This is a genomic window from Acidovorax sp. KPB24-07 (assembly GCF_057543315.1).
Genome location: NZ_BAAJYS010000165.1, coordinates 1 through 8,294 on the forward strand (window position 1 = coordinate 1; position 8,294 = coordinate 8,294).

The 8,294-nt window shown below is 69.0% G+C and carries 8 protein-coding genes; 1 reads left to right on the forward strand and 7 read right to left on the reverse strand.

What is annotated here, in order from left to right; all coding sequences use genetic code 11:
• The first annotated feature begins 43 nt into the window (after positions 1 to 43).
• Complete coding sequence (locus AC27IQ_RS15645; RefSeq protein ID WP_487090008.1) at positions 44 to 118, forward strand: hypothetical protein; 75 nt, start codon at positions 44 to 46, stop codon at positions 116 to 118.
• 53 nt (positions 119 to 171) lie between these two features.
• Here the strand turns inward: AC27IQ_RS15645 and AC27IQ_RS15650 are convergent, their stop codons facing one another.
• The 7 genes from AC27IQ_RS15650 to AC27IQ_RS15680 all read right to left on the reverse strand — a co-directional run.
• Positions 172 to 1,887, reverse strand: coding sequence for an NAD(P)/FAD-dependent oxidoreductase (locus AC27IQ_RS15650; protein ID WP_487090003.1), 1,716 nt, complete (start codon positions 1,885 to 1,887; stop codon positions 172 to 174).
• A gap of 318 nt (positions 1,888 to 2,205) precedes the next feature.
• Positions 2,206 to 3,108, reverse strand: a complete 903-nt coding sequence (locus AC27IQ_RS15655; RefSeq protein ID WP_487090004.1) for a hypothetical protein — start codon at positions 3,106 to 3,108, stop codon at positions 2,206 to 2,208.
• A gap of 274 nt (positions 3,109 to 3,382) precedes the next feature.
• A complete protein-coding gene (locus AC27IQ_RS15660; RefSeq protein WP_487090005.1) occupies positions 3,383 to 4,513 on the reverse strand; it encodes a lysylphosphatidylglycerol synthase transmembrane domain-containing protein in 1,131 nt (376 codons plus the stop codon).
• A gap of 3 nt (positions 4,514 to 4,516) precedes the next feature.
• Positions 4,517 to 5,749, reverse strand: a complete 1,233-nt coding sequence (gene clsB / locus AC27IQ_RS15665) for a cardiolipin synthase ClsB (protein WP_487090006.1) — start codon at positions 5,747 to 5,749, stop codon at positions 4,517 to 4,519.
• On the reverse strand, positions 5,749 to 6,513 hold the full coding sequence (locus AC27IQ_RS15670) for an endonuclease/exonuclease/phosphatase family protein (protein WP_284425411.1): 765 nt from the start codon (positions 6,511 to 6,513) through the stop codon (positions 5,749 to 5,751). The genes clsB and AC27IQ_RS15670 overlap by 1 nt, the downstream gene beginning before the upstream one ends.
• A 292-nt stretch (positions 6,514 to 6,805) precedes the next feature.
• Entirely contained in the window at positions 6,806 to 7,723 is a 918-nt protein-coding gene (gene cysK, locus AC27IQ_RS15675) for a cysteine synthase A (RefSeq protein ID WP_272550931.1), read from the reverse strand.
• Between the two features lie 77 nt (positions 7,724 to 7,800).
• The coding region (locus tag AC27IQ_RS15680) for an RNA 3'-terminal phosphate cyclase (RefSeq protein WP_487090007.1) at positions 7,801 to 8,294 on the reverse strand (494 nt) is incomplete at its 5' end.

Here is an 8,294-nt window from a genome sequence, read left to right on the forward strand (position 1 = left end):
CTGGCGGCCGGGCCACTGGACCACGCCGCCGCGCCCCGGCGCGGTGTGGGTGCCCCACCACTGGGAGCCGGGCCCGGGCGGCTGGCACATGCGGCCCGGGCACTGGGCGCCCCGCTGAGGCCAGTGCCGCCTGTGCGCTGAAGGCGCTGGGCGACGGGCCGGGCATGCGCGTCAGGCGAGCAGCGCGCGCGCCACGGCCTCGCCCACCTTGATGCCGTCCACCCCGGCCGAAAGAATCCCGCCCGCGTAGCTCGCGCCTTCGCCGGCCGGGTACAGGCCGGCGGTGTTCAGGCTCTGGAAGGCCTCGTTGCGCCCGATCTTGAGGGGCGACGAGGTGCGCGTTTCCACCCCGGTCAGCACCGCGTCATGCATGTCGAAACCCTTGATCTTCCTGCCGAAGGCCGGCAGCGCCTCGCGCAGGGCCTCGGTGGCGTAGCCAGGCAGGGCGGCATCGAGGTCGGTCAGCGTGACGCCGGGCTTGTACGAGGGCTCCACGGAGCCCAGCGCCGTCGACGCTCGCCGTGCGAGGAAATCGCCCACCAGCTGCGCGGGCGCGTTGTAGTTGCTGCCGCCCAGCACGTAGGCGTTCGACTCCAGCTGGCGCTGCAGCACGATGCCTGCCAGCGGATGCGGCGTCGCGCCGGCCACCAGCGCCTGCACGCCATAGGGGCCGCCCAGCGCCGCCTCGAATGCCGCGGGGTCGTGCGGATAGTCGTTGGGATCGATGGCGACCACCATGCCCGCATTGGCGTTGCGCTCGTTGCGCGAATACTGGCTCATGCCGTTGGTGACCACGCGGTGCGGCTCGCTGGTAGCGGCCACCACCGTGCCGCCCGGGCACATGCAGAAGCTGTACACCGCGCGGCCGTTGCCCGCGTGGTGCACCAGCTTGTAGTCGGCCGCGCCCAGCAGCGGGTGCCCGGCGTGCCGGCCCCAGCGCGCGCGGTCGATGAGCCCTTGCGGGTGCTCGATGCGAAAACCCACCGAGAAGGGCTTGGCCTCCATGTGCACGCCGCGTTCGTACAGCATGGCGAAGGTGTCGCGCGAACTGTGGCCCAGCGCCATCACCACGTGGTCGGCGCGCAGCGCATGGGTCTGTCCCGTGGCCTGGTCGAGCACCTGCAGGCCGCGCAGGTGGCGCTGGCCGGCGGCGTCCTGCTCGATCATCACGTCGGTCACGCGCTGCTGGAACCGCACCTCGCCGCCCAGCGCGATGATCTGCTCGCGCAGCGTCTCCACCACCTTGACGAGCTTGAACGTGCCGATGTGCGGGTGCGCCACGGAAAGGATCTCGGGCGGTGCGCCGGCCTGCACGAATTCCTCCATGACCTTGCGGCCCAGGTGGCGCGGGTCCTTGATCTGGCTGTAGAGCTTGCCGTCGCTGAACGTGCCGGCGCCACCCTCGCCGAACTGCACGTTCGACTCCGCCTGCAGCTCGCGCCGCCGCCACAGGCCCCAGGTGTCCTGCGTGCGCTCGCGCACCGCGCGGCCGCGTTCCAGCACGATGGGCCGGAACCCCATCTGCGCCAGCACCAGCGCCGCGAAGATGCCGCAGGGCCCGAAGCCCACCACCACGGGCCGGTGCGCCAACCCCTCTGGCGCCCGGCCCACCGGCCGCCAGACCATGTCGGGCGTGGGCTGGATGTGGGGCTGGCCGGCGTGGCCCGCCAGCAGCGCGGCCTCCTGCGACGGATCGGCCAGGGTGATGTCGATGATGTACACCGCCAGCAGCTCGGCCTTGCGCGCATCGAAACTGCGCTTGAAGACGTGGACATGGGCGATGCCTTCGGGCGGCAGCGCCAGGATGCGGCAGGCGGCGGCGCGCAGGGCGGGCTCGGGGGCTTCGGCTGCGCTGAGCGGCAGCTTGATTTCGGACAGGCGGATCATGGCTTGCGGGCCCGTGTCGATCGGGCGAAGGGCAATGTCGTGGGGACCGGCATGATAAAGGAGGCATGCGATGCAGGGCAGACCGGGTGCGGCAAGCCCAGCCGATGTGCAGTCAGTATTAGGGCATATTGCTATTAAATTAATAGCAATATGCCCTAGTGCTGATTGAGCTGGAGGCCTTTTTCCTTGTTGCCGGCGTGCAGGGCCTGCACTGCTCCGAAGTGCATGAGATCGGACCGACCGAATGGCAGCGAACACGCGATGGCGCAGGGCGCACCTCAAGGTCGCGCCTGGCGCGGGGCCGATGCCGGAGAAGGGCTAGTCCGCGCAGAACTGGCAACCCGCCGATGTCAGGTGGTCGCCCTTGCACGCGGTGCACCGCGAGACGTCCATCATCGTCCTGCAGGAGCCGCATTTGCCGGGGACGGACGGGTTGTCGCCCACGTTGAGCACGTCATAGATCACGCCTTCCTTTCGGCCGCACGCTGGGCAGTCGAGAAACCCCATGGTGAAGGGCCCGGCTTCGAAATGGCACACCAGGCAGCGTAGATCGCCATGCTCGCTTTCCACCATCGCATCGCTGCCGCAGGCCAGGCAGCAGCGGACCGGGCCGAAGCGATCGAAATCGTCGTACGCGCGGTCAATGGCCTCGTCCACGTAGGATGTCTTTTCGATGAGCTTCTGATACAGGTCCAGTCCGATGAACTGCTTCAGGCTGTTGGACAGGTATTGGTCTTGTGCCCGGAGATTGACCTTCCAGTCGAGCTGGGTGATGACCCGCACCAGCAACCAGATGGACTCGTCCAATACCGTTTCGGGGTCCATGTCCAGGCCGAGGTGCATCAGTTGATTCCTCCGGTTCTGAAAATCGTCGAGAAGCTGGAGGTCCTGGGCGTTGAGAAGCAGACTGGACGAGGCCTTTTTTCGGCTCTCCCAGAAAGGGATGGACTTGAACTGTCCGTCGTGGATGGACTGCAGTAGCTCGGCTTGCGTCTTGGTGTGCAGGCTGGCCACCGCGATGCCTTGCCAACCGACGGTCCTGACGATGCGCAGCTTGGTGAGCAGTTCGAGTGCGGCCTGAATGTTGGCGAGTGTCTGCAGCGCGTTGGTCTCGTTGCGCTCCTCCGCCAGCGCGTGTTCCAGAGCGTGCAAAAGGAAATGCCGCGAGGTTTTCTGCAGGCGCCGGATGAGTTCGGCATCGACGGGGTCGGCTGGTTTCATGGTTCGGTTGTTGGAGGTGGGGGCGGCGCATCGGCGCTGTTGCCATGGGCCTGCGACTGGCTCCGGATTCTTTCGTGGACGGTGCCAGGAGCTCAAGGGGGGGAACCCGTGTGAAGGATACGGGCTGACAGACCGGGCGCGGGTGTCCGGTCGCGCGGGGCCGCAACGGGTTGCCGCCATCCCTGCCCCGGCATTCCACGGAAAGGGCCTCCAGGCGCAGCCTTGGGTCTTGCGGTTCTCAGCTCATTTGCTATTTAATTAATAGCACTATGCCCTAGTATTGATTGCGCTGGCGGGCTTTTTGATGCTCGGCCTGGGCGGTGGATTCTCCTGCCATGCCGGGCCGGCGGCGGCCCAGCAACTCCACCCCGCCGAACGCCATTGCAGCCAGCCCCAGGGGCAGGAAGAAATACAGCATGCGGTAGGCCAGCACCGAGGCCAGTGCCTGCGGTGCGGGCAGGTAGGCCGACAGCACCGCCACGACCACGGCCTCCAGCACGCCTAGCCCGGCGGGGATGCGCGAGATGAGCCCGGCCACGGCGCCCAGCAGCACCGTCGCCAGCGCGGCCGCATACGGTGCGCGCTGCCCGGTCAGCACCCACAGCGCCGCGCCCATCACCATCCAGTTGGCGGCCGACAGCGCCACCTGCAGCATGCCCACGGGCCAGCGCGGCATGGCGATGCGGTGCCCGCGCAGGTGCACGGGCCGGCCATGGCGCAGGGCGCAGGCGGCAACGTACAGCAGGCTCGCCACCGTCAGGGCGGCACCCATCCAGCGCAGGTGCTGGGGGCCGACGTGCCAGTTTTCAGGCAGCTGCGGCGACCACAGCCAGAACACCGCGCCCGCCAGGAAGAAATAGCCCAGCCAGTTGGTCAGGATGCTCATCCCGATCACCTGCCCGATGGCTGCCACCGATACGCCCTGCTGCGAGTACAGGCGATAGCGCACCGTCACCCCGCCGATGATCGATCCCAGGTTCAGCGTGAACGGATAGGCGATGAGCGTGATGCCCACCGTGCGCCCGGCCGACAGCCCGTGCCGCGTGTAATGGCGCCCGAACAGGTCGAAGGTGCTGTACAGCAGGTGGCTGGCCAGCGCCAGCGCGCCGCCCAGCAGCAGCACCGGCACCGGCAAGGCCAGGAACGACGCCCAGACCGCGGGCCAGTCCACCGTGCGTGCCTGGCGCACCAGCAGCGAGACGACGAAGAGGACGAAGGCGCCGCTGGCGAACGTCACGGCCCAGGGCCACCAGCGGTGGGCGGTCAGGCGCTTCCAGCGGCTGTCGGGGCGTGTGGGCGGCGCAGCGCGGTCCCTGGGGGCCCCGGCCTGGGGCCGGGCGGGGTCATGCCCAGGCTTGGCCGGGTCCAGGGAGGACAGGGCCGGGGAGGGCGCCGCTGCCGCCATGGCTCAGGTGGCCGAAGGCCGGTGACTGGTGTCGTGGGCCTGGGGCTCCTGGGCGCGGACCAGCGAGATCTCGGGCTCGTGGCGCGGCAGCCAACCCGCCCAGGAGGGGAACCAGCGCATGACATGGAACAGGAAATAGCTGCGCAGCAGGCGCAGGCCATCCCAGCGCGAGGGTGGCGTGGCCTCGACCTGGCGGCAGCTGTGCTGCATCAGGTGGTCCAGCCGTTCGTGCAGCGTCGCGTTGAAATCCTTGTCGCGGATCACCACGTTCGCCTCGAGGTTGAGCGACAGGCTCAAGGGGTCGAGGTTGCTGGAGCCCACGGTGGACCATTCGCCGTCCACCAGCGCGACCTTGCCGTGCAGCGGCCGGTCGCAGTATTCGTAGATGCGCACGCCCGCGCGCAGCAGGTGGTCGTAGAGCATGCTGGCCGCCGTGCGCACGATGGGCATGTCGGGCTGGCCCTGCAGGATGAGCCGCACGTCCACCCCGCGCCGCGCCGCGCGGCGCATTTCGCGGATGAAGCGGTAGCCGGGAAAGAAGTAGGCATTGGCGATCACCACGCGCTCGCGCGCGGCGCGCAGGGCCACGCGGTAGTGGCGCTCGATGTCGTTGGTGTGGTTGTGGTTGTCGCGCGTGACGAAGATCGCGTCCGCCGTGCCCGCATGGGGCAGCGGCGGCACGGCGTTAGCCCCCTGGCGGCGCCGCCGTGTGCGTGGGGGCATGACGGCATCGCGCGCGAAGCCCAGCATGTGGGCGACGATGGGGCCGCGCACCTCGACCGAGTAGTCCTGCTTGGCCTCGGGGCCGTAGTCGGCCACGTGGTCGGCCGAGTAGTTGATGCCGCCGATGAAGCCGATCTCCCCGTCCACCACCACGATCTTGCGGTGCATGCGGCGCAGCACGTTCAGCCGCTGGCCGAACAGCCGGCGGCCTGGGTCGAAGATGCGAAAGCGCACGCCGGCGTTCACCAGTTCGCCGATGAAGTCTTCCGGCAGATCGGGCGAGCCGAAGCCGTCCACCAGCACGTGCACCTCGGCGCCGTTGCGCGCGGCCTGCAGCAGCGCCGCGTGCAGCCCCCGGCCGATCTTGTCGTCGAAGAGGATGAAGGTTTCCAGGATCACCTCGCGCCGTGCCTGCGCGATGGCCTCGAACACGCGGGGGAAGAACGCTTCGCCGTTCTCCAGCAGCGTGAAATGGTTGCCGGGCACCCAGCGCGAGGGGCGGGAGCGGTGCATCACAGTGAAATCTCCGCGGCCAGGGGCGCGTGGTCCGACAGCTTGTGCCAGGGCTTGCGCGGCAGCACCACCGGCGCGTGCACCGAGGCATTGCGCACGTAGATGCGGTCCAGCGCCAGCAGCGGCATGGAGGCCGGGAAGGTGCGCACCGCCTTGCCCCGCGCGTGCATGAACACCTCGTGCAGGCCGGCGCCGGCGCGCAGCACGTCGTGCGCACGGCCGCGCCAGTCGTTGAAGTCGCCCGCCACCACCACCGGGTCGTCGGGCGGAAACGTGGCCACCAGCTCGCACACGCGCTTGAGCTGGCGCTGGCGGTGCGCCTCCTGCAGGCCCAGGTGAACGCAGATGGCATGCACCTGCCGGGCGTGGCCCGGGGGCTGCAGCACGCAGTGCAGCATGCCGCGCCGCTCGGGTCCGCTCACGGAGATGTCGTGGTTTTCGTAGTGGACGATGGGGAACTTGGAAAGCAGCGCGTTGCCGTGGTGGCCGTTGTCGTACACCGCATTGCGGCCATAGGCGTATTGGCCCCAGATGGTGTCGGCCAGGAATTCGTAGTGCGGCTCCTGCGGAAAATTGGCCACGCGCCCGGCGTGCCGCTGGTGCGTGCCGAGCACTTCCTGCAGGAAGACCAGGTCGGCCGACACGCCACGCACGGCTTCGCGCAACTCGTGCAGCATGAAGCGGCGGTTGAAGGTGGTGAAGCCCTTGTGCACGTTCACGGTCAGCACCTTGAAGGCAACGGGAGAGGCGGTGGATGGTTCCATGGGGCAATCAGTGAGCGCGGGGGGAGGGGCGGGAACCGGGCCGAAAAGCCCGGTTTCAGGCGGGCCCCGCATGGGCTTTGATTGTTTCGATGGCGGTCCGGCTGGGCTGTAGGACGGCTGGCCGAACGCTTGTGACCCGATGGCGGCCGGGCCTGAGGGCCGCTGGCAGCCCGGCTCCCGGGCCGGGCCAGGCGCCTGCCCCAGCCCGAAAAAGGTTCCACCCATGGGCATCGGGTGGGTGGACTGCGCACGCTGCCCTGGCCCGGGGCAGCGCGCGGTTTCAGAAAGCGCCTCAGGAGGGCAGGAAGCCCTCGACCGACAGGTAGCGCTCGCCCGTGTCGTAGTTGAAGCCCAGCACCTTGGCGCCGGCGGGCAGCTCGGGCAGCTTCTGTGCGATGGCGGCCAGCGTGGCGCCGGAGGAAATGCCCACCAGCAGGCCTTCCTCGCGCGCGGCACGGCGGGCGTATTCCCGCGCGGGCTCGGCATCGACCTGGATCACGCCATCAAGCAGGCTGGTGTCGAGGTTCTTGGGCACGAAGCCCGCGCCGATGCCCTGGATCGGGTGCGGGGCCGGCTGGCCACCGGAGATCACGGGCGAGGCCACGGGCTCCACTGCGAAGATCTTGAGGGCCGGAAACTTCGCCTTCAGCACGCGGCCCACCCCCGTCAGGTGGCCGCCCGTGCCCACGCCGGTGATCAGCGCGTCCAGGCCATCGGGAAAGTCCGCCAGCACTTCCTGCGCCGTGGTGCGCACGTGCACGTCGATGTTGGCGGGGTTTTCGAACTGCTGCGGCACCCAGGCGCCGGGGGTCTGCGCGCGCAGTTCCTCGGCGCGGGCGATGGCGCCCTTCATGCCCTTTTCGCGCGGGGTGAGGTCGAACTGCGCACCGTAGGCCAGCATGAGGCGGCGGCGCTCGATGCTCATGCTGTCGGGCATCACCAGAATGAGCCGGTAGCCTTTCACCGCCGCCACCAGGGCCAGGCCGATCCCCGTGTTGCCCGACGTGGGCTCGATGATCGTGCCGCCGGGCTGCAGCGCGCCGGTGCGTTCCGCGTCTTCCACCATCGACAGGGCGATGCGGTCCTTGATCGAACCGCCGGGGTTGCTGCGCTCGGACTTCACCCACACGTTGGCACCCGCGCCGAACAGGCGGTTGATGCGCACATGGGGCGTGTTGCCGATGGTTTGCAGGATGTTCTCGACTTTCATGGCGTCTCCAGGTTGGACAGGTACGGGACAGGCAAAAAAACATTTTGGCCCATGCCTACGACACTCCGCGCATATGGTTATGCCGGCGATGCGGCTTTCTCGATGTCGATGCGCGTGGCACCCGCGCAGGGCGCCATGGCGATGCGCACCGGCAGGCACTGCGCGATGACCTGCGCATTCGTGCTGGCATGCGGGGTGATCGCCTCGGCCGTATAGCTGGCCTGCTGGCCGCTGCGCCAGACGGCGAGGGCCAGTGGCAGCATCCACTGGTCCGCCAGGTGCGGACCGACAGCGCCGCGACTGCGCTCGAACGAGCGCACTTCGCCGGCCAGCTGGCGCGCCACCTGTTCTGCCGGCATGCCGCGCTCGCCCAGCGCGCAGAACACCTCGGTCACCTCGGCATGCTCCAGCACCGCCAGCAGGGCGTTGCCCGGGCCTTCGTTCTGCCGTGCGGGCGGGATGCGCCACGGGTCGTCGCCTTCGCTCCAGTCCAGTTGCTGGCGAAGCGCCGCCAGCTCGCGCACCGCGATGCCGCGGGCCAGGCCCGGCACCAGGGCCTCGGCCCAGGCGC